Source organism: Spirillospora sp. NBC_01491 (assembly GCF_036227065.1).
Lineage (GTDB): Bacteria > Actinomycetota > Actinomycetes > Streptosporangiales > Streptosporangiaceae > Spirillospora > Spirillospora xylanilytica.
Window position 1 is genome coordinate 4,932,784 of the sequence record NZ_CP109432.1, and the last position, 24,640, is coordinate 4,957,423.

General features: G+C 72.2%; 25 protein-coding genes, 3 tRNA genes and 1 pseudogene. 11 read left to right on the top strand and 18 right to left on the bottom strand.

What is annotated here, in order from left to right; all coding sequences use genetic code 11:
• Positions 1–46 precede the first annotated feature (46 nt).
• From OHA34_RS38560 to OHA34_RS22975, 3 genes and pseudogenes are all read right to left on the bottom strand, one after another.
• Positions 47–208: pseudogene (locus OHA34_RS38560) on the bottom strand (tyrosine-type recombinase/integrase); the annotation flags it as partial.
• Positions 135–608 (bottom strand): phage integrase N-terminal SAM-like domain-containing protein, encoded by a 474-nt coding sequence (locus OHA34_RS22970; protein ID WP_329518874.1) that lies wholly within the window; start codon positions 606–608, stop codon positions 135–137. The pseudogene OHA34_RS38560 and the gene OHA34_RS22970, both read right to left, overlap by 74 nt.
• A gap of 106 nt (positions 609–714) precedes the next feature.
• A tRNA-Arg gene (locus OHA34_RS22975) sits at positions 715–790 on the bottom strand.
• A gap of 315 nt (positions 791–1,105) precedes the next feature.
• On the opposite strand from OHA34_RS22975, the gene OHA34_RS22980 reads away from it, so the two are divergent.
• Positions 1,106–1,198 (top strand) — tRNA-Ser (locus tag OHA34_RS22980).
• 560 nt (positions 1,199–1,758) lie between these two features.
• Here the strand turns inward: OHA34_RS22980 and OHA34_RS22985 are convergent.
• Together OHA34_RS22985 and OHA34_RS22990 are read right to left on the bottom strand one after the other, a co-directional pair.
• Positions 1,759–2,163 (bottom strand): hypothetical protein, encoded by a 405-nt coding sequence (locus OHA34_RS22985; protein ID WP_329518875.1) that lies wholly within the window; start codon positions 2,161–2,163, stop codon positions 1,759–1,761.
• Positions 2,164–2,286: 123 nt separating this feature from the next.
• A complete protein-coding gene (locus tag OHA34_RS22990; protein ID WP_329518876.1) occupies positions 2,287–3,327 on the bottom strand; it encodes an adenylate/guanylate cyclase domain-containing protein in 1,041 nt (346 codons plus the stop codon).
• Positions 3,328–3,393: 66 nt separating this feature from the next.
• Here OHA34_RS22990 and OHA34_RS22995 point away from each other — a divergent pair, with 66 nt between their 5' ends.
• On the top strand, positions 3,394–4,200 hold the full coding sequence (locus tag OHA34_RS22995; protein WP_329518877.1) for a MerR family transcriptional regulator: 807 nt from the start codon (positions 3,394–3,396) through the stop codon (positions 4,198–4,200).
• Between the two features lie 2 nt (positions 4,201–4,202).
• Here the strand turns inward: OHA34_RS22995 and OHA34_RS23000 are convergent, their stop codons facing one another.
• The gene (locus tag OHA34_RS23000; RefSeq protein ID WP_329518878.1) at positions 4,203–5,960 is read right to left on the bottom strand and encodes an RNA polymerase sigma factor; all 1,758 of its coding nucleotides are present in this window, start codon (positions 5,958–5,960) and stop codon (positions 4,203–4,205) included.
• 114 nt (positions 5,961–6,074) lie between these two features.
• Between OHA34_RS23000 and OHA34_RS23005 the strand changes: the two genes are divergently transcribed.
• Positions 6,075–6,224: a hypothetical protein gene (locus OHA34_RS23005; protein ID WP_329518879.1), complete on the top strand. Its 150-nt coding sequence runs from the start codon at positions 6,075–6,077 to the stop codon at positions 6,222–6,224.
• A gap of 134 nt (positions 6,225–6,358) precedes the next feature.
• On the opposite strand, the gene OHA34_RS23010 is transcribed toward OHA34_RS23005, so the two are convergent.
• The gene (locus tag OHA34_RS23010; RefSeq protein WP_329518880.1) at positions 6,359–6,946 is read right to left on the bottom strand and encodes a SigE family RNA polymerase sigma factor; all 588 of its coding nucleotides are present in this window, start codon (positions 6,944–6,946) and stop codon (positions 6,359–6,361) included.
• A gap of 307 nt (positions 6,947–7,253) precedes the next feature.
• Between OHA34_RS23010 and OHA34_RS23015 the strand changes: the two genes are divergently transcribed.
• Together OHA34_RS23015 and OHA34_RS23020 are read left to right on the top strand one after the other, a co-directional pair.
• Positions 7,254–8,273, top strand: coding sequence for a hypothetical protein (locus tag OHA34_RS23015; protein WP_329518881.1), 1,020 nt, complete (start codon positions 7,254–7,256; stop codon positions 8,271–8,273).
• A 2-nt stretch (positions 8,274–8,275) separates the two neighbouring features.
• A complete protein-coding gene (locus OHA34_RS23020; RefSeq protein ID WP_285939596.1) occupies positions 8,276–9,226 on the top strand; it encodes a MauE/DoxX family redox-associated membrane protein in 951 nt (316 codons plus the stop codon).
• A gap of 253 nt (positions 9,227–9,479) precedes the next feature.
• Here the strand turns inward: OHA34_RS23020 and OHA34_RS23025 are convergent, their stop codons facing one another.
• The gene (locus OHA34_RS23025; RefSeq protein WP_285939595.1) at positions 9,480–10,676 is read right to left on the bottom strand and encodes an AAA family ATPase; all 1,197 of its coding nucleotides are present in this window, start codon (positions 10,674–10,676) and stop codon (positions 9,480–9,482) included.
• A gap of 256 nt (positions 10,677–10,932) precedes the next feature.
• Positions 10,933–11,943 (bottom strand): pirin family protein, encoded by a 1,011-nt coding sequence (locus OHA34_RS23030; protein ID WP_285939594.1) that lies wholly within the window; start codon positions 11,941–11,943, stop codon positions 10,933–10,935.
• A gap of 205 nt (positions 11,944–12,148) precedes the next feature.
• Here OHA34_RS23030 and OHA34_RS23035 point away from each other — a divergent pair, with 205 nt between their 5' ends.
• Positions 12,149–12,607 carry a MarR family winged helix-turn-helix transcriptional regulator gene (locus tag OHA34_RS23035; RefSeq protein ID WP_285939593.1) on the top strand — a complete coding sequence of 153 codons (459 nt, stop codon included), beginning with the start codon at positions 12,149–12,151 and terminating at the stop codon, positions 12,605–12,607.
• A 49-nt stretch (positions 12,608–12,656) separates the two neighbouring features.
• Here OHA34_RS23035 and OHA34_RS23040 read toward each other — a convergent pair whose 3' ends face one another.
• Positions 12,657–13,085 carry a hypothetical protein gene (locus tag OHA34_RS23040; RefSeq protein ID WP_285939592.1) on the bottom strand — a complete coding sequence of 143 codons (429 nt, stop codon included), beginning with the start codon at positions 13,083–13,085 and terminating at the stop codon, positions 12,657–12,659.
• 161 nt (positions 13,086–13,246) lie between these two features.
• Here OHA34_RS23040 and OHA34_RS23045 point away from each other — a divergent pair, with 161 nt between their 5' ends.
• The gene (locus tag OHA34_RS23045; protein ID WP_285939591.1) at positions 13,247–14,014 is read left to right on the top strand and encodes a M15 family metallopeptidase; all 768 of its coding nucleotides are present in this window, start codon (positions 13,247–13,249) and stop codon (positions 14,012–14,014) included.
• Positions 14,015–14,056: 42 nt separating this feature from the next.
• On the opposite strand, the gene OHA34_RS23050 is transcribed toward OHA34_RS23045, so the two are convergent.
• From OHA34_RS23050 to OHA34_RS23065, 4 genes are all read right to left on the bottom strand, one after another.
• Positions 14,057–14,224 carry a hypothetical protein gene (locus tag OHA34_RS23050; protein ID WP_285939590.1) on the bottom strand — a complete coding sequence of 56 codons (168 nt, stop codon included), beginning with the start codon at positions 14,222–14,224 and terminating at the stop codon, positions 14,057–14,059.
• 157 nt (positions 14,225–14,381) lie between these two features.
• A tRNA-Ser gene (locus OHA34_RS23055) sits at positions 14,382–14,473 on the bottom strand.
• Positions 14,474–14,574: 101 nt separating this feature from the next.
• Complete coding sequence (locus tag OHA34_RS23060) at positions 14,575–14,946, bottom strand: signal peptidase I (RefSeq protein WP_329518883.1); 372 nt, start codon at positions 14,944–14,946, stop codon at positions 14,575–14,577.
• Between the two features lie 73 nt (positions 14,947–15,019).
• Positions 15,020–16,669, bottom strand: coding sequence for a nucleotide-binding protein (locus tag OHA34_RS23065; RefSeq protein ID WP_329518884.1), 1,650 nt, complete (start codon positions 16,667–16,669; stop codon positions 15,020–15,022).
• Between the two features lie 483 nt (positions 16,670–17,152).
• Between OHA34_RS23065 and OHA34_RS23070 the strand changes: the two genes are divergently transcribed.
• The 3 genes from OHA34_RS23070 (at position 17,153) to OHA34_RS23080 (ending at position 19,210) form a co-directional block, all read left to right on the top strand.
• Positions 17,153–17,371 carry a hypothetical protein gene (locus OHA34_RS23070; RefSeq protein WP_329518885.1) on the top strand — a complete coding sequence of 73 codons (219 nt, stop codon included), beginning with the start codon at positions 17,153–17,155 and terminating at the stop codon, positions 17,369–17,371.
• Positions 17,372–17,700: 329 nt separating this feature from the next.
• A complete protein-coding gene (locus tag OHA34_RS23075; RefSeq protein ID WP_285939587.1) occupies positions 17,701–18,654 on the top strand; it encodes an NAD(P)H-quinone oxidoreductase in 954 nt (317 codons plus the stop codon).
• A 13-nt stretch (positions 18,655–18,667) separates the two neighbouring features.
• Positions 18,668–19,210 (top strand): bacterial proteasome activator family protein, encoded by a 543-nt coding sequence (locus tag OHA34_RS23080; RefSeq protein WP_285939586.1) that lies wholly within the window; start codon positions 18,668–18,670, stop codon positions 19,208–19,210.
• A gap of 129 nt (positions 19,211–19,339) precedes the next feature.
• On the opposite strand, the gene OHA34_RS23085 is transcribed toward OHA34_RS23080, so the two are convergent.
• Entirely contained in the window at positions 19,340–20,146 is an 807-nt protein-coding gene (locus tag OHA34_RS23085) for an HAD family hydrolase (protein WP_285939585.1), read from the bottom strand.
• A 249-nt stretch (positions 20,147–20,395) separates the two neighbouring features.
• Between OHA34_RS23085 and OHA34_RS23090 the strand changes: the two genes are divergently transcribed.
• The gene (locus tag OHA34_RS23090) at positions 20,396–21,367 is read left to right on the top strand and encodes a tyrosine-protein phosphatase (RefSeq protein WP_329518886.1); all 972 of its coding nucleotides are present in this window, start codon (positions 20,396–20,398) and stop codon (positions 21,365–21,367) included.
• A gap of 81 nt (positions 21,368–21,448) precedes the next feature.
• Here the strand turns inward: OHA34_RS23090 and serS are convergent, their stop codons facing one another.
• From serS to pheA, 3 genes are all read right to left on the bottom strand, one after another.
• The gene (gene serS / locus OHA34_RS23095) at positions 21,449–22,708 is read right to left on the bottom strand and encodes a serine--tRNA ligase (RefSeq protein ID WP_285939583.1); all 1,260 of its coding nucleotides are present in this window, start codon (positions 22,706–22,708) and stop codon (positions 21,449–21,451) included.
• A 79-nt stretch (positions 22,709–22,787) separates the two neighbouring features.
• Positions 22,788–23,594: a class I SAM-dependent methyltransferase gene (locus OHA34_RS23100; RefSeq protein ID WP_285939582.1), complete on the bottom strand. Its 807-nt coding sequence runs from the start codon at positions 23,592–23,594 to the stop codon at positions 22,788–22,790.
• Between the two features lie 73 nt (positions 23,595–23,667).
• Entirely contained in the window at positions 23,668–24,606 is a 939-nt protein-coding gene (pheA, locus tag OHA34_RS23105; RefSeq protein WP_329518887.1) for a prephenate dehydratase, read from the bottom strand.
• Positions 24,607–24,640 lie beyond the last annotated feature (34 nt).

The following is a 24,640-nucleotide window of genomic DNA, read 5'->3' on the forward strand; positions in this document are numbered from 1 at the left end:
AGTGGTGGGCCACCGCGGGCGACGACCAGCCGAACAGCGTCATCGCGTCCTGGATGCTGCCGCCATCCTCGTACCAGGCGTCCACAGCGAAGTGCCGGAGTTGGTGCGGGTGAATGCGAGGGATGCCAGCCTCGTCACAACGCCGCTCGATCATTTGATAGATGCCGGAGGCATCGAGCGGCTTGCCGCACCAGCCAAGCCACAGCAGCGCGGGGCCGTCGGAGTCGGGGTCCTTGGCCCGAGCCGCGAGGACGAGCGGATGCCGGGGACGGGCACGCAGGTACTTCGACAGCGCCTTGCCGGTCTTCGCGCCGAACCATCCAGTTGAAGAACCGGCGCAGGGAGCGGAACCGGTTCGCGGCGGTCGTGGTGGAGTGCCGGTCCAGGACGGTGAGGAGGTAGTCCTGAACGTGCGCCTTGGTCATGTCCTCGAACGTGGCGCCGTCATGGGTGGCGTGGTCGCAGCCAGCTTCGCACCAACTGCCGGCGGTGAACTCGGCGAGCTGCTCGGCGGCCTCGTTGTAGGACTGGATGGTTCGGGGGGATCGCTTGGCGGTGCGCAGGTCGCGCTCGAACTCCCGCCAGGTCAGTAGATCGGCGTGGTTCATGGCGAGATAGTAAGCACCCGCTATGACCAAATCAGAAGGTGTTGGAGCAATGTCCCTCAACGACGAAGGCCCTGGCCCCCGCAGTATCGGGAGGTCAGGGCCTGTCTGGTGCAGCCGGAGGGATTCGAACCCCCAACCTTCTGATCCGTAGTCAGATGCTCTATCCGTTGAGCTACGGCTGCCAGCCGGGGTTAACTGTACCGGCTCCGGGGGGAGGTTCGCGAATCGGTTGCCAGGCTCGCGTCGACCTGGGGGGACGGGTGTGCGTGCTCTCGGGGGAGAGTGCCTCGGATCGGCTCGCGACCTTGGGCAGGCGCCGTAGCATCGCGCGCTGTCGGAAGGACGCGGGTCGACGGTGTTGGCCGTCCGGACGCCGGCTTTCGCGGCATCGGAGGCGCGACCCGCACGACGGGGCTAGACTGGGCTCCCTGACCCCAGGCCGGACTTTGCTGGTTGGTACGCCGAACCGGTAGTCTGTGCCGAGCCTCAGGGCTTCTGGAGGATTCGCCTAGTCCGGTCTATGGCGCCGCACTGCTAATGCGGTTTGGGTTTACCGCCCATCCGGGGTTCAAATCCCCGATCCTCCGCCACCAGCAACGCCCCCGCTGAGCAACACGTCAGCGGGGGCGTTTGGGCTTCCTGTGTGGGGGCCCACCTCGACCAATGGGCATGTACAACTGGGTCTGACCGGCTCGGCATGTCCGCGCGGGCGGGCTTGGGGCGAGGCGTTGCGAAGCGCGGGGGACGCCGGTGGGTGCGCTCAGCGGTCGGAGGGGCTTGGACCATCCTTCCGCCGCCGATGTACATCCCCATGTGGCGCAGGTCGCGTTAGAAGAGGATCAGGTCTGAGGCGGCACCGGTGTGCCAGTGTTTGGACCGGCTTCCGGTCCAGTGCGGCCTGCCGATGCGCGCCGGCGGTCTTGACGGCGCCGAGCGCTCCTGTGCCCAGGTTCGGCGTGGGTCGACCATTTGCTTCACCGAGGCGCGAGGAAGTCGGCCTGAAGCGCCGCCAGGGTCGGTTCATCGAGGATGCCATGGGCACCACCATGTTTCCCGGTCGGCCGGCCTCGTCGAGCTGCCGGCCTCCCCACCGTGGCGTTCGCCGCCCGCAGCGCTCTGACGAAGCCCCGGCGTCGGTCTCGCGGTGTGGTTATTCGTAGCCCGCGCTCACGGAGGTCCACTTCGAGCAGACCAGCACGCACGAGCGGAAGGTGATCGTGGTGGACTCGTCGAAGCTCTTGTTGACGTAGCCCCAGTTCATGTAGCCGACTTTTGCCGTGATGGTCCCGCTCCGGCCGGTGCTGGACTTCCACTGGACAAAGGGGGACTCGCCCTCCTTTTCGATGTCCTTGATGTAGAAGTACTCGCCGTACGGCTGAAAGCAGCCGAACGCGCCGTCACGGGTGGTGCAGCGGAGCCAGTGGTCATGACTCGGAGAGCCCTTCTTGGCATACTCCTGCCCGTCCGACGCGCTCGCCGGGGGCGCCGTCATCGCGATCGAGGCCATCGCGGCGGCACCGGCTCCCATCAGGGCGAGCGTTCGCTTGACACGCACGCGTCTCTCCTTTCCGTAGTTTGGCTGACGGGTCGAAATTAAGCCAGGTTCCTATCGATACGCTATTGATTCCTTATTTGTGAATATGCACCTCGGAGGTGCTTATCGTAGAAGTGGTCGGGGTCAATGTCGCGCGGGCTTGTCCAGCCGGAGGGAGCCGGGGGTGTGGTCCGGTCGGTGCGGACGGCGGAGGAGGCGGGGGCGGACGCGGCCCAGGCCCTGGAGCGGACGGGGCCGCAGGGAGGACGTGTCGTACGGGCCGGCGTCGTTGAGGGCGGCGGCGAGTGCGCCGTCGACCAGGACCGCGCCCGGGTAGGCGGTCGCGGTGAGGCGGGCGGCCAGGTTGACCGGGGTGCCGAACACGTCGCCGAGGCGCATGATGACCTCGCCGTACGCCATCCCCACCCGGACGCGCGGGAAGTCGGGATCGACCTCGAAGCGCTCGGAGATGCGCAGGCCCGTCTCGGCCGCTGCGGCCGGGTCGGAGACGACGAAGAGGATCTCGTCGCCGAGCGTCTTGACCACCCGTCCGCCCTGGTCGGCGACGGCCTCGGTGGTGGCGGACTCGAATCGCTCGATGAACGCCGCGAGCGCGTCGCCGTCCATCCGGCGGCTCAGCCGGGTGAACGACACCACGTCGGCGAACCCGACCGCGAGGTTGGCGACGCCGGCGGCCGGGTCGGCGCTCGCGGTGGCGGTGGACGCGGCGGCGCGCATCCCGGCGGCGGCGAGCTGGCGGCGCCAGCCGTGCAGCAGCAGCCGTTCGAACGCGGGACGCAGCTCCTCGGTCGCGGCCAGCGCTGCGGTCACGATGTCCTCGGTGACCGGCTCGTCCGGCGGGATCTGCTCGGAGAGGCGGCGCAGCCAGACGTCGCTGAGCCAGCTCGCCAGGCGTCCCATCGTCTGGCCGACCGCGCGGACGAGCTGCACGACCATGTCCTCGTCGATCAGGTCGTTGCCGAGCAGCTCCCGGATCTCGCCGAGCGCGGCCACGTCGCCGTCGGTGAAGGCGCGCTCATCGCCCGCGGGCGCCGGAAAGCCGAGCGCCTGCCAGATCCGGCGGGCCTGGTCCTCGGTGACCCCGGCCAGCACCTCGATCTCCTCGCGCGTGTAGCGCACGGGTCCGCCGAGGAGGGTCTCTTCGATGTCCTGGGGGTCCGCCACCGGCCACCTCTATGTCTCATCGACTGATGTAACAATAGTGGCGGGGTAAGATCACTGCCGTCAAGGATGAACGGTCGAGGGGACGAGCAGTCCGGCGGGCGGGACATGGCCGAGTACCGAATCGACGAGCTGGCCCAGGCGGCCGGGAGCACCGTGCGGAACATCCGCGCCTACCAGGACCGGGGGCTGCTGCCGCCGCCCCGGCTGGAGGGCCGGGTCGGCCTGTACGGCGACTCCCATCTGGCCCGGCTGCGGCTGATCGGCAAGCTGCTCGGCCGCGGCTACACCTTCGCGATCATCAAGGACCTGGTGTCGGCGTGGGAGACCGGCAAGGACGTCGGCGACGTCCTCGGGCTGGAGAAGGTCCTCACCGATCCCTGGTCGGACGAGATCCCCGGCACCGCGAGCCATGACGAGCTGATCGGCATCTTCGCCGGGGGGCTGGGCGAGGACGAGTCCGAGCGGCTGCTCGCGCGGACCGTCGAGCTGGGCCTGGTCGAGCCCGAGGGGGACCACTTCCGGGTGCCGAGCCCGCGGCTGCTGCACGTCGGCGCCGAACTCGTCGCCGCCGGGGTGCCGCTCGAATCGGTGCTCGACATCGCCCAGCAGATCCGCGACGACTGCGACGTCATCGCCGGGCGGTTCGTGAACCTGGTGCGGGAGCACGTGTTCCACCGGCTGGAGGACGACCCCGTCCCGGGCGGCGACGAGCTCACCGAGGTCGCCGCGGTCGTGCGCCGGATGCGTCCGCTGGTGAAGATGGTCGTCGACCCGTTCATCGCCCGTGCGATGGAGGCCAGGGTGCAGGCGGCGCTCGGGGGGCACCTCGAACTCGTCCGCGACCACATCGCCGCGCGTCCCACCGAGACCTGACGTCAGAGGAGGCTGGCGCCCCAGACCACGGTGACGGCCCGGACGGCGCCCTCGGAATCGGTGAAGGTGATCGTCCCCCTGCCCGGAAGGCCGATCAGCGCCGTCCGCAGCGTCACTGTCAGCTCGTCCGACCGGCCCTTGGCCATCGCGCCCTGCATCTGGGACAGCACGATCTGCCCGTCCGACACCATCGCGGTCCAGGTCACCCGGCCGCCCGACGCCTTGAGTCGCAGCGTGGCGGTCTTGGTCCCGTACATCTCCACCTGGCCCGGCGCGATCACCAGGTCCCCCGGCTTCGCCGGTCGCGGCGGCGAACTCGACGGGGGAGCGGGCGAGCGGTGAGGGGGCGAGGTCGGGACGTGCGGCTCCCTCCCCTCGGTCTGGGGGCGCAGCGCCGGGCCGACCGCCTGCGGGGGCTGCGACCGCTCCCCCGACCTGCGCTTCCCGTGCTCCGCACCGCTCCCGTTGGACGGGGAGGTGTGGGTGATCGACGGCTGCGGGCGGGTCCCGAACGGCGGCCAGGACAGCGTGGCCGGGCCCAGCCCCGGTCCCATGACCATCACGGCCAGCAGCGCGCTGACCAGGGCCCCGGCCATGCCGCCGCCGGTGAACAGCCACCGCCGGGTGAACGGGGACGGCACGTCCGGCTGGCTGGGGAGCCCCTCCGGGGTGAGCGCCCCGCCGCGCGCCGCGATGTCGGCCCGGTATCCGGCCAGCTCAGGGTCCGTCGCGGTGTGCATCACCCGATGGCGTAGCGCTGCGGGCAGGACGGGCGACGGTGCGCGCGTCAGGAGCGCGACGGCCCGCAGCCCGTCCAGCCGGGTGCAGGACTCGCAGGCGGCGATGTGCTGTTCGAGGTCTGGTTCGTTGGATTCGGAGTCGTCCTCAGGGGGGCCGGCCTCACCCCGTGGGGCGCAGCCACCGGCGAGCGCCCGATTGTGGCTCGGCGGAGGCGTCTGCCTGGGGCCGGGACTACGTGCCGCGAGCACCACGACGGCGGCGCTACGGAACGACCGTCCCGTCGTACTGCGAGCCCCGCGCTTCTCCTTGGCGCCGTCGGGCGCGTCTCCTGAGGATTCAGCGGACGCATCGCCATCAGCAGGGGGGCCGGTCGGCTCATGGAGTTCGGTCTCTGCGTCGGCGGCCCGTCCGCCCCGGACGGAGCGTCGCCCGGTGGCGCAGTCCTGCGCGACCAGGAGCGCCTCGGCTTTGAGCGCGTCCTCCATGCTCAACCGGGCCTTCCGCACCCGCATCGCGGCACGCCGGGGAGACAGCCCGAGCGCCGCGCCGAGCCTGGACGGACGCAGCCGGTGGCGTCCGGCCAGCAGGATCGCTTCCTGGTCGCCGGGCTCCATTCGTGCGAGGGTCGCGCGCAGCAGGTCGTGTAGCTCGTCCGACTCCAGGGGCCGCGCCTCCGGGCCACCGGACCGGGCAGGGGCCTCGGAGAACTCGGCGTCGCGGTCCCAGTACAGCTCCGCGGGATGCCCGCGCTGGACGCACCTGCGGCGGGCCGCGCCGAACAGCCACGAGCTCAGATGCAGATGGTCGCGCATGCGCGGCGCGCGCCGGTAGGCGTCGATGAACGTGTCGTGCACGATGTCGGCGGTGGTCTTGACGTCCCCGGTCATCGACGACACGTAGTCGAAGAGATGCTCAGAGTACGCGTCGTACAGCTCGCCCAGGACGGTCTCGTCACCCTCGTTGAGGCCCTGGACCAACCGGCGGTCGGCCCTGGCTTCGTGGGAGGACCACCTGGACATGCACGCTCCCGGCACCGGCATGGAAGTCCTGCATACACCCGTACGCCCCATCCGCACCACTTGATCCCCTGAAATGACCGGACGCGGTGACCCAAGGGTGGGAACACCCCAGCGGTGCGTGATCATGAAGGCCCGTGCGGTGATCGTCCGGACACGCCGAGCGACCGCCGTCTCGCCCTCCTGCACGCCGAACTCGCCAACGAGCGGCTGCGCTCCGCGATGGCCCGCAACATGGAGACCCTCCTCGACCCTCGGCTCACCTGACGTCGAACACGCGAAATGAACCGGTGCCGAGGCCCGCCCCGCTGTAGCCTGACCACGTCGGCGGGTGGGGAAGCCCGGCCGGCACGAAACGCCCCGCTCTCCCGCTCCGGCGGCGAGGACGGGGCGTTTCGTCGTCACTCTCCCGGATTCGCCCGGTCGGGAGCGGAGGGGTCAGGTGCGGAGGGATCAGGTGCGGGGGGATCGGGGGCCTGGGGAGGGATGCCGGGGAAGTCGTCCTCCAGGCCGGCGTCGTCCCGGAGCTTGGCCACCGCCCGCGAGACCGTGCTCTTGACCGTGCCCACGCTGATTCCGAGCACCTCGGCGATCTCGGCCTCCGGCATGTCCTCGTAGTAGCGGAGCATCACGGCGAGGCGCTGCCGTTCGGGCAGCCGGTCGAGGGCGCGGCCGAGCGCGTCGTGCATGTCGCTGCGCCGGGTGTCGTCGTCCACGGGCCGCTCGGGGAGCTCGTCGGTGGGGTAGATGTCCAGCTTGCGGCGGCGCCACCAGGAGATCTGCGTGTTGACCATGGCGCGGCGCACGTATCCGTCCATCGCGGCGCGGTCGTGGATCCGGTCCCAGGCGAGGTAGGTCTTGGCCAGCGCGGCCTGGAGCAGGTCCTCGGCCTCGACCCCGTCGCCGGTCAGCCTGGTCGCGGCGCGCAGCAGCGCGGGGCCGCGGGCCTGGACGTACTCGCGGAACTCCTCGTGCCGCGTGTCGCTCACGTCACCACCGGGCCAGGGTCGCGCCGGGCCCGCCAGGTCCGGATCCTGTCGTGGATCTCGGTCGCGGGCAGGTCGCGGGCAGGTCCCGGCGCCTTCGACGATCGCACGGAGATCGTAATTCCGGGCCAACCAAAATGGCATATTCGGGTAAGCCGGAGGATAAATCTTCCACCGGGAATAACAAACTGCAACCGGCCGTCGACTTATCGCGACAAATCCGTCGACAGTTTGAGTGGCCTGGCACGACCCTTGACTCGCCGTCCTAACTGCCGTGACAGCATGTGAAGACCGATACTGGAGTGCCGCCATGCCAGTCCCCCGCCGTCGTGGAGCCGGCCGCCGCCGCCGTCGCGAGGCCGTTCTCGGGGCCTCGCCGGCCCCGCGCGGCGGCTCCGCCGACGACGACCGTCCCCTGCGGGTCCTGACCGGAATCGTGCTCGACGCGAGCCCGCATCTGCTCGTCCTGCACGCGGAGGGGCGTGAGCAGCGGTTGCCGCTGACCCCGGCCACCAAGGTCTGGCGCGGCGGGCCCGGGGGCCTCGCCGCGCTGCGGCCGGGCCGCGAGGCGATCGTCCGGGAGGCCGCCGACGGGCTCGGCGCCGACCGGATCTGGGTCGACGTCCGCCGGGTCTCCGGCACCATCCTGACGCGCGGGCGGGACACCGTGGAGGTCGACATGGGCCCGCACCGGGGGCGCGTCCACGTACTGCTCCCCCCGCAGGCCCTCGGCCGCGTCCTGGTCCGGCATCCGCGCCTGGAGCCCGGCTACCTCTTCGACGCGATCTGCGTGCGGTCCCCCGGCGGCCCCCAGGCGGTGCGTCCCGGCACCTCGCAACCCGGCTACCGCGCGGACGACCTCGCCGCGCCACCCCCGACGGCCCCGGTCCCCGACGCCCTGCACGGCACCGCCACCTGGTTCGACGCCGGGCAGGACGCCGAGGAGGCCCGCTCCGGCTGGGGCACGCGCGGCGGCGCCGAGTCCCGGATCGGCGGGGCCGCCTACCCGGCGGTGGACGCCGAGGACGAGGCGGGCGGGTGCGCCGACGCACCCGCCGGATGCGTTCCGCTCCCCTTCCTGTCGCTCGGCAGCGAGCTGGCCGTCAGGAACGAGTGCACCGGCCGCACCGGGGTCGTTCCGGTGGTCGAGTGCGGTTGCGCGGCGGCCCTGTTCTGCGACCGCTGCGTCGAGTGCGGGACGTCGCCGCGCGGCCGGGTGGTCGAGCTGACGCCCGCCGCGTTCGTCGGGCTGGGCGGCGAACTGGAGGCGGGGTGCTTCAACACGGTCGTGCGCCACGGGGCTCCCGATGAGGACGGGCTGGGGCGCTGACGATGGTGATGGTCTTCCAGAACACCCAGGTCCTGCTGCTGGCCGCCGTCCTGCTGGCGGCCTGCCTGGCCAAGCTGACGATCCGCAATCCGCGGGCGGCGGTGCCCGAGCACGTGCACGGCGTCCCGGTCCCGGCCGGGCTGCGGCGGGCGACGGCGGGACGGTCGATCCGGGGGATGAGCGTCGGACTCGGCCTCGGCGAGGGCGTGCTCGGGCTGGCGCTGCTGGTCACCTCGCACCTGTCGGTGCGGATCGCGACGATGGTGGCGTTCGCGGCGGCCACCTGGGTGGTCGGTGAGCTGCGGGTACGGCGCCCGGACGCGGGGTGCGGCTGCTTCGGCGGGCTGAGCTCCAAGCCCGCCGGCCGCCGCAGCGTGCTGCGGGCGATGCTGTTCACCGCCGCGGCGATCGCCTCGCTCGGGGCGCCGCACGCCGGCCTGGACGTGCTCCGTACCGGTCACGCGCGCATGGGACTGGTCCTGGTGGTGGAGCTGGCGTTGTTCGCGGCACTCTCGCCGGAGCTGTCTGCGCTGCTCCTGCCACGCGGCCTGCCGCGCGCCCTGCGTCGCGGCGGAGGCGGGAGCGGGCATCGAGGCGCAGGGCAGGGCGAGCGGCAGGACGTGCCGCGTGGCGCACGGCGCGGCGTACGGCATCGTCCGGTGGTGCCGTGCGCACGGCGGCGGAGCCCGCTGGCCGAGACGTACGCGACCCTGTACGACAGCCCCGCCTGGGCGGCGCACGAGAACACGATCGCGAGCGCGGTGCCGCTGGATGTGTGGCGGGAGGGCTGCTGGCGGTTCGTGGTCTTCCAGGCGCGGGCGGACGGGCGCGACCTGGAGGCCGTGTTCGCCGTGTCGACCTCGCAGTACGACCGGACCGTCCGCGCCGCCCTGGTCGGGCCCGGCTCCGCGGAACGTCCGGCCGGCGCGGCGCCTTCCGGCCGGCCGTCCTGACCTCTGCGACTCTCTACGACTGTCTACCGATTCTGCTAGAACGCCGAAGAGAACCCTTGGCAGGCCGGGCGGCGCGCTCGATACGACTCTCTACGTCCCTCTCGGTGGAGGGCTAGACAGGGCTATACATCGCTAGCACCACGTTTCACCTGGTCAGAGGGCTGAAACGCGAGCATGCGACGGTATATGGCCCTCTAGCCTTTCGCCGAGAGAGCGTAAGAGAGGTGGCGCTCGTCGGACCGGCCGAGCGTCGTCAGGCGGGCTGGGCTCGGAGGAACTTGCCGAAGTGCGGGACGGTGAACGCGACCAGGCCGCGTTCGGCGCTGTAGATGAGCCCCTTCTTGATCAGGCCGTCACGGGCGGGCGACAGGCTGGACGGCTTGCGGCCGAGCTCGTCGGCGACCGACGAGGTCGCCACCGGGGCGTCGCCCTCCTCGCCGAGCATCGCCATCGCGCGCATGTAGTCGCGTTCGGCCGGGGTGGCGCGTTCGTAGCGGCTGCCGAAGAAGCCCACCGCGAGCTCGCTCTCGGCCTCGGGCGCCGCGACCTTGATGTCGTCGACGGTGATCGGGGTGTCCGGCGCGACGTCCCAGACCACCTTGGCGTACGCCTGGACGAAGTAGGGGTAGCCGTCGGCCGCCCCGTAGAGCGCGTCCAGGGCGTCCTTGGTGAAGGTGACCTCCTCGCGCTCGGCGGGCGCCAGCAGGGCGACGTCGGCCGAGTCGCGGTCGAGCCGGTCGATCCGCGCGTAGCGGAACAGCCGCTCGGAGTAGGACTTGCTGGCCGACAGGACGGCCGGCAGGTGCGGCAGGCCGGCGCCGACCACGATCAGCGGCCCGCCGGTCTGCGACAGCTCATGGCAGGCGGCGCAGAGCGCGGAGACGTCGTCTGCGGGGATGTCCTGCATCTCGTCGACGAACAGCGCGATGCCGGCGCCGACGTCGGTGGCGACCGAGGCGGCGTCCACGAACAGCTCGGTGAGGTCGATCTCCAGGTCGCCGGAGTCGGCGCGGCCCCGGCTGGCGGGGACGTCGATGCCCGGCTGCCAGCGGTGCGCCCTGGCCTTGGCCCGGCCGCCGGACGGCTCCTCGCCCGCCTGCGCGAACGCCTTGAGCACGCCGAGGAAGCCCTCGATGCGGTCGGGCGCGCGGTGCCTGGGCGCCAGCTCGCGGACGGCCATGTGCAGCGCGGAGGCGACCGGGCGGCGGATCGACTGATCGGGCCGGGCCTCGATCTTGCCGGTGCCCCACAGCCGCTGGATCGCCATTGAGCGGAACGCGTTGAGCAGGACGGTCTTGCCGACGCCGCGCAGCCCAGTGATGATCATGCTGCGCTCGGGCCGGTCGCGGGCCACCCGTTCGAGCACCACCTCGAACTGCTGGAGTTCGCGGTCGCGGCCGGCGAGTTCCGGAGGGCGCTGCCCGGCGCCCGGGGCATAGGGATTGCGCACGGGGTCCACGGTCTCGGACTCTATGAGGCGGTATAGCTGCGGCCGTAGATTTGCGTAGAAACTCGTACGGCGTGTCGCGTGCGCCCGCGGTTCGCGGCGGCGCGCCGCCGCGTCCGGGCCCCCCGCGGCCACCGTCGCCATCATGCCGCCTCCCCAGGCGAGCGCACACGAACGAGCTAGTCGAACTTCTGTTCGACTATTCGAACACAGTAGCGCATGGGGTCGGCGCCGTCAGCCGACCCCCCGGAACCCGCGGTCAGTTGAGCGGCTCGTCCCGGCTGGACAGGTGCGGCACCTTCTCCGCCGGGACGGTCCCCATCCGGCCCGCCTGGAAGTCCTCGAACGCCTGCACGATCTCCTCCCGGGTGTTCATGACGAACGGCCCGTACCGCGCGACCGGCTCGCGGATCGGCAGGCCGCCCAGGATCAGGATCTCCCAGCCGTTCGCGCTCGCCTGCGGCTGCACGTCGGCGGCCCGGACGACCAGGCCGTCACCGTCGCCCTTGTGGTGCGAGCCCGCGAACACCGCGAGCTGCCCCTCGTCCAGCCCGATCTCCTCGACACCGGCGGTGCCGCGCCCAGAGAGCACGTACACCAGCGCGTTGAAGTCGCGCGGCCACGGCAGGGCCAGCCGCGCGCCCGGGGCCACGGTCGCGTGCAGGTAGTTGATCGGGGTGTGGGTGACGCCCGGCCCGTCGTGCCCGCCGACCGAGCCGGCGATCACCCGGACGAGCGAGGAGCCGTCGCCCGCCGCGAGCAGCGTGACGTCGCGCGCCCCGATGTCCTGGTAGCGCGGCTTGGCCCACTTCTCGGCACGGGGCAGGTTCACCCAGAGCTGGACGCCGTGGAACAGCCCGCCCTTGGTGACCAGCTCGGGCGGCGGCTGCTCGATGTGCTGGATGCCGGACGCGGCCGTCATCCACTGGGTCCCGCCGTCGGCGATCAGGCCGCCGCCCCCGGTGGTGTCCTGGTGCTCGAACGCGCCGTCGATGATGTAGGTGACGGTCTCGAAGCCGCGGTGCGGGTGCCAGGGCGTCCCCATCGCCTCGCCCGGCGCGTACTCCACCGCGCCCATGTGGTCGAGCAGCAGGAACGGGTCGGCGAGCGGGAGGTCGACACCCGGGAACGGCCGCCGGACCTGGAAGCCCTCGCCCTCCAGGTGGCGCTGGGCGGTGACGACCTTGGCGACGCGGCGCCAGTCGGTCCGGGCGTCCGGCAGCAGGGGCAGGCGCGGCAGGCTCAGCGGGTCCGCGGTCACGGCAGGCATGGGATTCTCCGATCGGTCGGTGGCCGCCCCTCCCGAGGCCGGCGCCGCGGCGGGGACGGTGAACGTCTCGCGCGCCCCGGCGGGGGTGCGCTACCTTCCGCAACGTAGTTGAAAGATAAACTATTCCGGGGCGCGGCGACCCCGGACGCGGCCGATCGTACCGAAGATTAGTTGAATCTTCAATTTATGCTCTATACTCGCGCTCATGAGCGAACCGCGCTGGCTCGATGCCACCCAGCAGCGTGACTGGCGAGCCTACGTGGACGGCAGCGTCCGGCTCACCGAGGTCATGGACCGCGACCTGAAGACCCGGCACGGGCTCTCGGTCTCCGAGTACGAGATCCTGGTCCGCCTCTCCGAGGCGCCCGAGCGGCGCCTGCGCATGGCCGAGCTGGCCGACAACGCCAGCCAGTCGCGCAGCCGCCTCTCCCACACCTGCTCCCGCCTGGAGTCCAAGGGCCTGGTCAGCCGGGGAAGCTGCCCCGGCGACAAGCGCGGGGTGTACGCGCACCTCACCGACGCGGGCTTCGACGCCCTCGACCGGGCCTCCCGCGACCACGTCGAGACCGTCCGCGCGTTCCTCGTCGACATCATCGACCCGGCCGACCTCGAGGCCGTCGGACGGGTCTTCACCGCCGTGATGAAGCGCATCGACGCCGGCTGACCCGCCCAGAGCGTCGCGGACGTCCACCTAGAGCGTCGCGGACGTCCACCTAGAGCGTCACCGAAACGCCGGTGAGGAATCCGACCGAGACCAAGGTCAGGAACACCCAGGCCAGCATCATCCCCGCGCCGAACTGCCGCCAGGTACCACCGACCTTCCACACCAGCAGCCCGCCGAGACCGAAGGCCAGCACCAGCAGCGCCACCAGCTGGGGCCACAGGTTCGACCGGTCGCTGGACATCAGCGGCGCCCACATCATCATCGCGTCGACGAACACGAACGTCCCGAACCCGGCGGCGACGGCGCCGATGTCACGGCCGCCGAGCCGCTGGGCCCGCACTCCGAGCTCCTCGGCGCGCGCCCAGCGCAGCCGCAGCCGCGGCGCGGCCCGCGCCGCGGGCTCGACCTCCACGGCGTGCGCCACGGCGAAGATCTCGTCTTCGAGGCTCGGGACGCCCTTCTCCTGAGGATCCGCCATGCCGGCTCCCTGGCCGGGGGAGACCCCGGGAACACACCCGGGGACAAGAGATGGATGCGGCGCGCCCGCCCCCCGGCGCCTGTTCGGCGAGCACGCTCTCAACGCACCGTAGCGAATCCGGGGTCCCACGCGAAGTGCGCGTGACGTGCGATCCTGCTGGGATGCCAGGCAGACGGCCACTCCGTGGCGCAACCTTCCTGACCGCGGTCACGGCGGCGACCATCGTGACGTCCGGATGCGGCAACGGCTCGCCCGGTTACGGCAAGTCCGGATCACCAACATCGGCCAGTCCGCCCACCGCGAGCGGGGGCTCGTCGGCGCCGTCTGGCTCCTCACCCGCGAAGCCGAGCCCGGCGGCGTTCCAGTCGGAGATCAAGAAGATCACCGACCCCGCCTCGACGCTGAAGTACTCCTGGAAGAAGGGCTGCCCGGTACCGGTGTCCGGCCTGCGGATGATCCAGATGACCTACTGGGGCATGGACGACAAGCCGCACCCGGACGGGCGCCTGGTCGTCAACGCCAAGGCCGCCGAGAAGCTGGTCAAGGTCTTCCGGAAGCTCTACGACATGCACTACCCGATCAAGCGCATGGAGCCGGTGGACGCCTACAAGGGCAGCGACTGGCAGTCGATCGAGGCCGACAACACCTCGGCCTTCAACTGCCGCCCCGCGACCGGGTCGTCCACCTGGTCGCAGCACGCCTTCGGCCTCGCGGTCGACCTCAACCCGTGCGAGAACCCGTACGTCACCGCGAGCGGCGAGGTCGACCACAAGGACTGCGTGAAGTTCAAGAACCGCAAGAGCCGCGCCCCGGGCGTGATCCACGCTGGCGACAAGGTCGTCCGGGCGTTCGCCTCGATCGGCTGGGGCTGGGGCGGCGAGTGGAACGGCACCAAGGACTACCAGCACTTCTCCAGCAACGGCCGGTGACGACCCTCAGCCCCAGCCTCAGCCCCGGACGAGCGGGTTCGGTCAGAGCATCATGAACGCGACCGCCAGGATCGCGACGACGACCACGACGGCGACGACGCCGATGATGAGGCCCATGTTCGGGCCGGAGGACTTCTCGGGCTGCCCCTGCTGAGCGAAGTACTGGAACTGGGTGGTCGAACCGGCCGGATCGTTCGGTGTTTCAGACATGCCGAAGAGGGTAACTGATCACTTCGTCCGGATTCATGACCCCGCGCCCGGTGTGCCGGGCCTGAGCGCCCCCGCGGCGGCGCACGCCTCGTCCCGTTACGCCACCGCGTCCTGCCCACGCCGCCGACCTGAAGTCGCAGGTCGGCGGCTATTTCGTTGGCGGAGAGTGTGGGATTCGAACCCACGAGGACTGTCCCCAGCCCTGGGCGCTTTCAAGGCGCCTGCACTAGTCCACTATGCGAACCCTCCAACGGCCACAGCCCACGATAGCGGTCGGCGGACGCTGTGATCGACCGCATTGCGCCCTCCCCGCGACACCGTCCGGCGGCGGGCTAGGCGGGCTGGGCGGGCTAGGCGGGGTCCGGGACGCGGTAGCCGGGGACGGACGGCCAGCGGACGGTCATCACCACCGACTCCTCCTCCGCGCACCAGGAATGGTCGACGCCGCGTCCCCACACCACGTAGTCGCCCTGCTCGGTCAGCAGCACGTCCCGTCCGGGGAACTCCATCCGGAACCGGCCGCTGATCAACACGAGCAGCGCGACGCGCTTCTCGCCGCTGGTCCACTGCCCACGGCGTTCACCGCGCGGGTGCACGCCCCATTTGATCTCGACGTCCTCGCTGTGCCGGAGGTCGTCGTCCGCCTTGAAATGGCCCAGCAGCCAACCGCGATCACCCGCGGCGTCGACCGGCGCCTTGCCCACGTACAGGTTCTCGACCACGGACGGCGACTCTAACGCCCTCCGGTGCCCACGGCGGCCCCGCCACCGGCGGGGCCGCACCTCGCGTCGTGGGTCAGGCGGGCGGGCGCTGGAAGGCGAAGCCGTCGCCGACGACGGCCGCCAGGTTGAGGTACGCCTCGCGGGTGGCCGGGGCGAGCTGCTCCAGCTCGACCTCGGCCCCCTCCTCCAGGTGGTCGTCGTACGGGATCCGCACGACGGCGCGGCAGCGGCTCTCGAAGTGCGCCTGGAGCTTGTCGAGATCGACCTGGCTGCGGGTGCGGTTGCGCACCATCGACAGCACGACCACGCCGTTGCGGACCAGGTGGCCGTGGTCGTGCGCCTCCAGCCAGTCGAGGGTCGCGCTCGCCGAGCGGGCACCGTCCACCGATGGGGAGCTGACCAGGACGAGCTGGTCGGCGAGGCTGAGCACGCCCGCCATCGCCGAGTGCAGGAGCCCGGTGCCGCAGTCGGTGATGCAGATCGAGTAGAACTGCTCCAGCACCACGGCCACGGCGGCGTAGTCCTTGGCGCTGAACGCCTCGCTGACGGCCGGGTCGCGGTCGGAGGCCAGCACCTCCAGGCGCGCCCCGTTCTGCGAGGTGAAGGCCCGCACGTCGGCGTACCGGTGCACCCTGTCGCGGTCGTTGAGCAGGTCTCGGACGGTCGCCGCCGTCTCCAGCTTCACCTTGTCGGACAGCGTGCCGCGGTCGGGGTTGGCGTCGACCGCGATGACCCGGTCGCCGCGGATCGACGACAGCATCGCGCCGAGTCCGGTCGTGGTGGTCGTCTTGCCCACCCCGCCCTTGAGCGACATGACCGCGACCCGGTGGTGGCCGCCGGCCACGGTGGTGCGCGCCCGTCCGATCAGGTCCTTGCGGCGCAGCTCGTTCTGCGACTCGCCCGGGTGGATGTTCCCGCCGGACGCCTTGTAGACGGCCTTGCGCCAGCCGGCGGACGGGGCGATGCGCCGCTCGCCGAGCAGATTCTCGGAGCTGAGGCTCTCGGAGCTCCCGGGCGGCGGCGCCTCGTTGCCCTGCGGGTACCCCGGCTGGCCCGGCCCGGGATGCCCAGCCTGCCCGGGATACCCGGCAGGACCCGGCTGACCCGGGTACGGTCCCTGGGGCGCACCGGGGGGCATCTGCGGGTATCCGGCGGGCTGTGCGTAGCCCTCGGCGGGCTGCTGTTCCTCAGGCCCGAATCCGGGCACCGGGTTGTAGTGGCCTCCGGCAGGCTGCTGTTCCTCAGGCCCGAATCCAGGCACCGGGTTGTAGTGGCCTCCGGCGGGCGGGCTCTGGGCGGGGTCGACCGGCCCGTAGGGGTACGGCTGCGCGCCCTGTGCCGGGTCCTGCGGGGCGTACTGCTCGGACGGGTACGGCGGGAGCTGGTCGAGCGGCGGCGCCCCCTGGCCGCCACCGGAGGCGTCGTACGGCTGCTGCGGCGCCGGACCGGTCTCCCAGGGCTGCTGCTGGTCGAACGACGGCTGCTGCGGCGCGGGTCCGCCCTCGTACGGCGGCTGCGGCTGCGGGACGCCCTCGTACGGCGGCTGCTGCGGGGCCGGCCCCCCACCTTCGTAGGAAGGCATCTGCCCCGGGTCGTACGGCTGGTAGCCGCCTCCCGCATACGGGGGCGGCAGCATCCCCCCGTCGAACGACTGGGGCATCGGCCCGCCCTCGTACTGCTGCTGCTGAGCGGCCTGGCCACCGTCGAACGGAGGCGGGGTCACGTACCCGGGAGCACCGCCGGGAGCGCCGTAGGACGGGAATCCGGGAGGCGGAGGAGGAGCGTACTCGCCTCCCTCCCCGGCCAGAGGCTGCTGCGGCGGCGGGCCGTAGTCGGACTGTGGGGCCTGGCCGTAGTCGGGCTGTGGCGGCGGGCCGAAATCCTGGGGTGGTGGGGGCTGACCGAAATCCTGAGGCGGCGGCGCGGGCTGACCGTAGTCCGGCGGCGGGCCCGGCTGGCCGAAATCCGTGGCCGGGGCGGGCTGACCGAAATCCGTGGCCGGGGCGGGCTGACCGAAATCCGTGGCCGGGGCGGGCTGGCCGAAATCCGTGGCCGGGGCGGGCTGGCCGAAATCCGTGGCCGGGGCGGGCTGGCCGAAATCCGGAGCCGGGCCCGGCTGACCGAAATCCGTGGCCGGGGCAGGCCGGCCGTAGTCCGGAGCCGGGGCGGGCTGGCCGAACGCATCGGGGGGCAGCGGCGCCGGCTGGTGCGGCTGGACGAACCCGTCCTGCTGGAGCGGCGGCGGGGGCGCGCCGAAAATCTCTGGCTGCCCCTGGAACGGGGGCGGCCCTGCGAGCCACGGGTTGGCGGGCTCGGGCGCCGGGGGCTGCCCGGCCTCGGGTTCGGGTTCGGGCACGGGTTCCGGCACGGGCCCGGGCTGCGCCGCGGGCGCGCCGGAGGGGGGCTGCTGCTCGGCGGGCGCTGACGGTTCGGCTTCGGACGAGGGCGGGACGGCGGAGGGCGGCCCTGTCGCCTCGCCGCTCATCGCGTCCAAAGAGGCCAACCGCTCCTCCAGGGAACGCCCGTCGTGCTCGTTCCTAGCCACCGTTTCTCCCCTCGGCCATGCCTCAAATGATCAATTGCGGAGCAGGTCGGCATTGGCCCCAGGGCAGGATACCTGTGCGCCAATACCACGCATCCCTGACGTTCCTCGCCACCACCCTCCCCTCACCCACCGGGCCGTCCGGGGCCGTCCGGGGCCGTCGCCGGGGACGGCCCGCCTCCCGTCCCGCGGTGCCCGGTAGCGTGATCGGTATGCATGCCATCGTGATTCGCGAGCCGGGGGACGCCGACGTCCTCGCATGGACCGAGGTGCCGGACCCGGTCGCGAAGCCGGGCGAGGTCGTCATCGAGGTGGCGGCGAGCGCCGTCAACCGCGCCGACGTCATGCAGCGGCGCGGTTTCTACCCGCCGCCGCCCGGCGCCCCTCCGTACCCGGGCCTGGAGGTGTCCGGACGGATCGCCGAACTCGGCGAGGACGTGTCCGGGTGGCGGGTGGGCGACGAGGTGTGCGCGCTGCTCAGCGGCGGCGGCTACGCCGAACGGGTCGCCGCGCCGGCCTCGCAACTGCTGCCCGTCCCGCGCGGAGTCGGCCTCGCCGCGGCGGCCGGGTTGCCCGAGGTCGTGTGCACGGTGTGGTCGAACGTCTTCATGCTGGCCGGGTTGAAGGCCGGGGAGACGCTCCTCGCACACGGCGGCGGGAGCGGTATCGGCACGATGGCGATCCAGCTCGCCCGCGCGCGCGGGGCCCGGGTGCTGTGCACGGTGGGCGGCCCTGACAAGGCGGCCCGCTGCCGGGAGCTCGGTGCGGACGGCGTCATCGACTACCGCACCGAGGATTTCGTCGAGCACGGCCCGTTCGACGTGATCCTTGACAACATGGGCGCCAAGTACCTGGCGCGCAATGTCGACGCCCTCGCCGCCGGCGGCCGGCTGATGGTGATCGGATTGCAGGGCGGCGCGCGGGCCGAGCTCGATCTGGGCAAGCTGTTGGGCAAGCGGGCGGCGGTCCACGGCACCGGACTGCGCGCCCGGCCGTTGGAGGAGAAGGCGGAGATCGTCGCCGCGGTCCGCGAGCACGTGTGGCCGCTGCTGGAGTCGGGGACGGTGCGGCCGGTGATCGACCAGACCGTCCCGATGGCCGAGGCGGCCCGTGCGCACCGGATCCTGGAGGAGAGCGGTCATGTCGGCAAGATCCTGCTCACGTGAGGATTAGGGGATTATGAACGAGCCTTCGAAGAACCAGTCCGGCCAGGAGCCCCAGGTCCTGGTGGTCGGCCCGAACGGCATCGCGATGGAGGGCGCCACCGACTCCGGCAAGGACGAGAAGTCCGTCGCCGAGATGGTCGAGCAGCCCGCCAAGGTGATGCGCATCGGCGGCATGATCCGGCAGCTCCTGGACGAGGTCAAGGCCGCGCCACTGGACGAGGCCAGCCGCGCCCGGCTGGGCGAGATCCACAGCTCTTCCATCAAGGAGCTGGAGGACGGCCTGGCTCCCGAACTGGTGGAGGAGCTCGAACGGCTCTCGCTGCCGTTCACCGAGGGCACCGTGCCGAGCGAGTCCGAACTGCGCATCGCCCAGGCCCAGCTCGTCGGATGGCTGGAGGGGCTGTTCCACGGCATACAGACCACGCTGTTCGCGCAGCAGATGGCCGCGCGGGCCCAGCTCGAGCAGATGCGCCGGGCGCTTCCCGCCGGGATGATCCCGCCGGGTGCCGAGGAGGAGGGACAGGGCCCGCGGCAGTCCAGCGGCCCCTATCTGTAGGCGGACACCTGTTAGGCGGTCACCTGTAGGCGGGCGCGGGCCGTCACGTTCTCGGCCCGCCCGTCCGCCATGGCTCCCGCCCTGCCGGTCGGACCGACCCTGAGAAGGGCCGGTCCGTCCAGGGCCCCGTCAGACGAAGAGGCGTTCGAGGACCTGGGCCACGCCGTCGTCGTCGTTGCGGGCCGTAGCGTGGGTGACCGCCGCCTTGACGGCCGGATGGGCGTTGGCGACGCCGTACGAGGTGCCGGCCCAGGTGAGCATCGGCAGGTCGTTGGGCATGTCACCGAACGCGGTGACGGCGGAGGCGGGGATGCCCCGCTCGGCGCAGAACTCGGCCAGCGCGCTGGCCTTGGTAACGCCCTGGGCGCTCATCTCCAGCAGGCCCCGTCCGGACGAGTGGGTCACGGTGACCAGCTCGCCGACGGCCTTCTCGGCCCGCTCCGCGAGGGTGTCGGGGTCGGCGCTCGGGTGGAAGGCCAGCAGCTTGGTGCCGCCGCGGCTGACCAGCGTCTCGCCGTCGACCGGGCGCCCGCCGAGCGCGCCGGCGTCCCAGCGGCCCAGGTTGTAGCGGGCCTCGAAGACGAATCCGGTCGGGTACTCCACCGCGAAGCGCAGCTCGGGATCGGCGGCGCGCAGCCGCTCCACCGCCTCCGCGATCACGTCCGGCTCGATCATGCGGGCCCGCAGCACGGTCTCGGTGTGCAGGTCGTAGACGACGGCGCCGTTGGCGCAGATCGCGATGCCGCGGTGGTCGACGGCGGCGGCGATCTCGGTCATCCAGCGGGGCGGCCGTCCGGTCACCATGACCAGTAGTGCCCCGGCGCGCTCGACCTGGGCCAGGGCGGCGACGGTGCGGGCCGAGATGGTGCCGTCGGACCGCACGATCGTGCCGTCGAGGTCCGTGGCGATCAAGCGCGGCGGCGTGGGCTCGGACATGTCACCTTCCAGTCTCGCCGCGTCGTGATCCCGATCGCGTCCGCCGCGGGGCGGGCACGGGCGTCGTAGGCAGCTCAGACACACCTTAGGCGACCGCTGGCCACCGATGCCCACATAGATCTCGAAGGGGGTCTTTCCACCATCTACCCGGCGGTCTACCGTGGAGCGCATCCGGGAGGACCCCGGCCGCGGGCGCGAGTACTGGAAACTGCTTCACGTTCATCGCGCTGAGCGGAAGGTCGTTTACGGATGCCCTCGCCCACTCCCCGATCACTGACGGCCGCCCTCACCGCCGTCGTCGCGCTCGTCCTCGCCCCACCCGCCACCGCCTCCGCCGCGCCGGCCCCCGCCGCGCCCGCGCCTGCCGCACTCGCGTCCGCCGCGACCGGCACGACCGGCACGACTGGCACGGCCAACGCGGCCGGCCTTGCCTCGGCGTCCTCGACCGTCCCGGCCGCGGTCAGGGTGATCCAGGTCGACGGGGCGGTGAACGTGCGGGACGTGGGCGGCTATCCGGCGCGCGGTGGACGGCACGTGCGGCAGGGGCTGGTCTACCGGTCGGCGTCGCTCAGCGGCGTCACCCCCGCGGGCGTCGCCGCGCTCGGCCGCCTCGGGCTGACCGCCGCCGTGGACTTCCGGGCCGAGATCGAGGCGTTCGGGAGCGGCCCCGACCGGCTGCCCGCGGGCGTCGCCGCCATCGCCGCGCCGATCAACCCCGCCTCACCGGCGCTACTGGATCTTGGGCCCGAACTGCTCAAGGCGATCCTGGCCGAGGACAAGCCCGCGGCACTCGTGGCGCTGTCGTACCGGGGGTTCGTCCACGATCCGGACTCGCGGCGGCGGTTCGCCGCCGCGCTGCGGCGCATCGCGGGGGGCCGGGGCCCGGTGCTCTACCACTGCTCCGCGGGCAAGGACCGGACCGGCACGATGACCGCGATCCTGCTGACCGCGCTGGGCGTGGACCGCGCCCGGGTGTACGCCGACTACCTGCGCTCCAACCGGGAGCTCGCCGAGCAGAACGCCGCCACGCTCGCCGAGCTGAAGAAGTACGGCCTCGACCCGTCCCTGGTCGAGCCGCTGCTGACCGTACGGGCCGCCTACCTGGACGCCGCGTTCGACCAGATCGAGCAGGACTACGGGACGTTCGACGCGTTCCTCACCAAGGGGCTCGGGATCGACGCCGCCACGAAGGGCGCCCTGCGCAGCCGCCTGCTGCGCTGAGGCGGCACCCTCACGGCCCGTCCGGACGCCAAGGGGGCGCCGCCCACCGGCGACGCCCCCGCGGAGTGCTCAACAGAGTGCTCAGCGCTTGACGGGCTCCAGGACCTCCAGGCCCAGGAACTTCTGGAGGGCCTTCGGCACCCGCACCGAACCGTCGGCCTGCTGGTGGTTCTCCAGGATCGCGACCATCCAGCGGGTGGTGGCGAGCGTGCCGTTCAGCGTCGCGACCGGCTGGTTCCTGCCGTCGGCGTCGCGGTGCCGCACCGACAGCCGCCGCGCCTGGAACTCGGTGCAGTTCGAGGTCGAGGTCACCTCGCGGTAGGTCTCCTGCGTCGGCACCCACGCCTCGCAGTCGTACTTGCGCGCCGCGCTCGCGCCGAGGTCGCCGGCCGCCACGTCGATCACCCGGTACGGGAGCTCGACCTTGGCGAGCATCTCCTTCTCCCACTCCAGCAGCCGCAGATGCTCCTGGTGGGCGTCCGCCGGGTCGCAGTAGGAGAACATCTCGATCTTGTCGAACTGGTGCACCCGGATGATGCCGCGGGTGTCCTTGCCGTACGACCCGGCCTCGCGCCGGAAGCAGGACGACCACGCCGCGTACCGCCGCGGCAGCGCGTCGATGATCTCGTTCATGTGGTACGCGGCGAGCGGCACCTCGGAGGTGCCGACCAGGTACAGCTCCTCCTGGGCGAGCTGGTAGACCTCGGCGGCGTGCGCGCCGAGGAACCCGGTGCCCTCCATCGCCTCGGGCTTGACCAGCACCGGCGGGTACATGGGCACGAAGCCCGCCTCGACGGCCTGCTCCATCGCCAGGTTGAGCAGGGCGTACTGGAGCCGCGCGCCCACGCCGGTCAGGTAGTAGAAGCGCGCCCCCGCGACCTTGGCACCGCGCTCCATGTCGATCGCGCCGAGGCTCTCGCCGAGTTCCAGGTGGTCCTTGGGGGTGAAGTCGAACGCGGGCGGCTCGCCGACGTGTTCGAGGACGACGAAGTCCTGCTCACCGCCGGCGGGGGCGCCCTCCTCGATGAGGTTGGGGACGGCCCTGAGCAGCGCGTCGAGCTCGCCGCCGAGCCGGTCGGCCTCGGCCTCGGCCGCCTTGACCTGCTGCGCGAGCTCCTTGGCGCGCGCCAGCAGCTCCTGCCGCTCGTCGCCTTGCGCCCGGGACACCGACTTGCCGAAACTCTTCTGCTCGGCACGCATCTGCTCGAACGACGTCAGCGCGGAACGCCGCCGTCCGTCCAGGTCGAGCAGGGTGTCGACGACGGCCTCATCCTCACCGCGGGCGCGCTGAGAGACGCGCAACCGCTCGGGATCCTCTCGAAGAGCTCGCAGGTCAATCACAGACCCGAGGCTACCGGTGCCGGGCCCGCTTCGCGCGCGAGTATCGCCCCCCGCACCGGCGGGCCCGGGAAGGCGGTGGTCAGCGGGTCGCGCGGGCCAGCAGGGCGTGGGCGGGCAGGGAGACCTTTCCGTCGGGCCGGACGAACCGGGCGACGATCCCGTCGTAGGCGGCCTTGACGCGGGCGAGGGTCGGCTCGTCCTGCCGCCCGACGACGACGCCGTTGCTGCCGACCCCGCCCAGGGCGCAGGTCTCCCACCACTCGTCCGGATCGACGGCGTGCTCCCAGAGCACGTCCTCGACCTCGACGGCGCTGTAGCCCGCCGCCGCGACGAGCCGCCCGAACGCCGCGCGCTCGCCGTGCTCCAGGAACGGGGCCGGCGGGATGTCGTCCGGCCACGGCACCCCGGCCTCGTCGAGGGCGTCGCGGACCACTGCGAGCGCTCCCACGCCCGGCATCACCCAGCAGGTCAGCGCCAGCCGCCCGGCGGGCCGCAGCACCCGGCGCAGCGCGGTGAGGGCCGCGCCCGGATCGCCCACATGGTTGATCACGAAGTTGCCCGCGACCGCGTCGAAGGACCCGTCGGCGAACGGCACGTCCGGCAGGATCGCGACCCGGGCGTCGAGCCCCGGGACGTTGCGCGCCGCCGTCTCGGCCATCAGCGGGTCGGCGTCCATCGCCGACACCTCGGCGCCGCGCCCGGCCGCCCGCGCCGAGACCACGCCGGGCCCGGTGCCGACGTCCAGGACCCGCGTCCCCGCTCCGACGCCCGCCGCGTCCAGCAGCGGACCGGCGATGTGGTCGGTCAGCCGGGCGAACCCGCGCTCGTACGCGGGCGCGCGTCCCGCCCACAGCTCGCGCTCATAGACATCGAAATCGGTGGCCATCCCGGCAGCATAAGGCGCGCGGGCCGATGCGGCGCGGACCCCGCCGGGCCGCCTGGTACCGGTGCCCGGAGTGTCAGGCGTGGCCGGTGCGGACGGCTTCCAGCCAGGCGCCCGCCTCGGTGAAGTCGGCGTCATGGGTGCCCCGGCGGATCTCGGGGCGGGCCTGGTCGGCACGCGGGTAGGACCCCAGGAAGCGCACGTCGGCGCAGATGCGGCGCAGTCCCATCAGCGCCTCTCCCACGCGGGCGTCGTCGATGTGGCCATCGAAGTCCATCCAGAACAGGTACGAGCCGAGGCCCGCGCCGGTCGGGCGCGACTGGATCAGGGTGAGGTTGATGCCCCGGACGGAGAACTCGGTGAGGATCTCCAGCAGCGCCCCCGGGTGGTCCTCGCCGATGAAGGCGACCACGGTGGTGCGGTCGGCGCCGGTCGGCAGGGGAGAGGGACCGGGGCGACGCAGCGCGACGAACCGGGTGACGGCGTCGGCGACGTCGTGGATGTCCTCGGCCAGGACGGTGAGGCCGTAGCGGGCGGCGGCGAACGCCCCGGCGAGCGCGGCATCGTAGTGGCCGTCGGCGACGTGCTGGGCGGCCTCGGCGTTGGACGTCGCGGCGCGCCACTCGGCATGCGGGGTGTGCTCGCCCAGCCAGCGGCGGCACTGCGGCTGCGCGTGCGGGTGCGAGGCGACGGTCTTGACATCGGCGAGCGCGGTGCCGGGCCGGACGAGCAGCGCGAACGACACCGGCAGGTGCACCTCGCCGACGATCTGGAGCGGCTCGCCGGTGGACAACTCGTCAAGGGTGGTCGGCACCGAGCCCTCGACGGAGTTCTCCAGCGCGACGACGGCGGCCTCGACCTCGTCGCGGCGCAGCGCGTCGAGCACGGCCGGGACGGTCGCGTACGGCAGGTGCACGCCTCCGGCGGAGTCGGGCAGGGACTGGAGCGCGGCCTCGGTGAAGGTGCCCTGGGGGCCCAGATAGGCGTAGTTCCTGGAACGGCTGTCACCGGTCACAAGATCCCCCGGGGTTCGTGTCGGACGGGCCGCC

What these genes read in the sequence shown, in the direction of transcription:
- OHA34_RS23030 (WP_285939594.1), bottom strand. Translation starts at nt 11,943, where the DNA reads ATGCCTGCCGTGACCGCGGACCCGCTGAGCCTGCCGCGCCTGCCCCTG.
- OHA34_RS23050 (WP_285939590.1), bottom strand. Translation starts at nt 14,224, where the DNA reads ATGTCTGAAACACCGAACGATCCGGCCGGTTCGACCACCCAGTTCCAG.
- OHA34_RS23075 (WP_285939587.1), top strand. Translation starts at nt 17,701, where the DNA reads ATGCATGCCATCGTGATTCGCGAGCCGGGGGACGCCGACGTCCTCGCA.
- OHA34_RS23015 (WP_329518881.1), top strand. Translation starts at nt 7,254, where the DNA reads ATGCCAGTCCCCCGCCGTCGTGGAGCCGGCCGCCGCCGCCGTCGCGAG.
- OHA34_RS23035 (WP_285939593.1), top strand. Translation starts at nt 12,149, where the DNA reads ATGAGCGAACCGCGCTGGCTCGATGCCACCCAGCAGCGTGACTGGCGA.
- OHA34_RS23100 (WP_285939582.1), bottom strand. Translation starts at nt 23,594, where the DNA reads ATGGCCACCGATTTCGATGTCTATGAGCGCGAGCTGTGGGCGGGACGC.
- OHA34_RS23090 (WP_329518886.1), top strand. Translation starts at nt 20,396, where the DNA reads ATGCCCTCGCCCACTCCCCGATCACTGACGGCCGCCCTCACCGCCGTC.
- OHA34_RS22970 (WP_329518874.1), bottom strand. Translation starts at nt 608, where the DNA reads ATGAACCACGCCGATCTACTGACCTGGCGGGAGTTCGAGCGCGACCTG.
- OHA34_RS23000 (WP_329518878.1), bottom strand. Translation starts at nt 5,960, where the DNA reads ATGTCCAGGTGGTCCTCCCACGAAGCCAGGGCCGACCGCCGGTTGGTC.
- OHA34_RS22995 (WP_329518877.1), top strand. Translation starts at nt 3,394, where the DNA reads ATGAACGGTCGAGGGGACGAGCAGTCCGGCGGGCGGGACATGGCCGAG.
- OHA34_RS23040 (WP_285939592.1), bottom strand. Translation starts at nt 13,085, where the DNA reads ATGGCGGATCCTCAGGAGAAGGGCGTCCCGAGCCTCGAAGACGAGATC.
- OHA34_RS23020 (WP_285939596.1), top strand. Translation starts at nt 8,276, where the DNA reads ATGGTGATGGTCTTCCAGAACACCCAGGTCCTGCTGCTGGCCGCCGTC.
- OHA34_RS23045 (WP_285939591.1), top strand. Translation starts at nt 13,247, where the DNA reads ATGCCAGGCAGACGGCCACTCCGTGGCGCAACCTTCCTGACCGCGGTC.
- OHA34_RS23085 (WP_285939585.1), bottom strand. Translation starts at nt 20,146, where the DNA reads ATGTCCGAGCCCACGCCGCCGCGCTTGATCGCCACGGACCTCGACGGC.
- OHA34_RS23080 (WP_285939586.1), top strand. Translation starts at nt 18,668, where the DNA reads ATGAACGAGCCTTCGAAGAACCAGTCCGGCCAGGAGCCCCAGGTCCTG.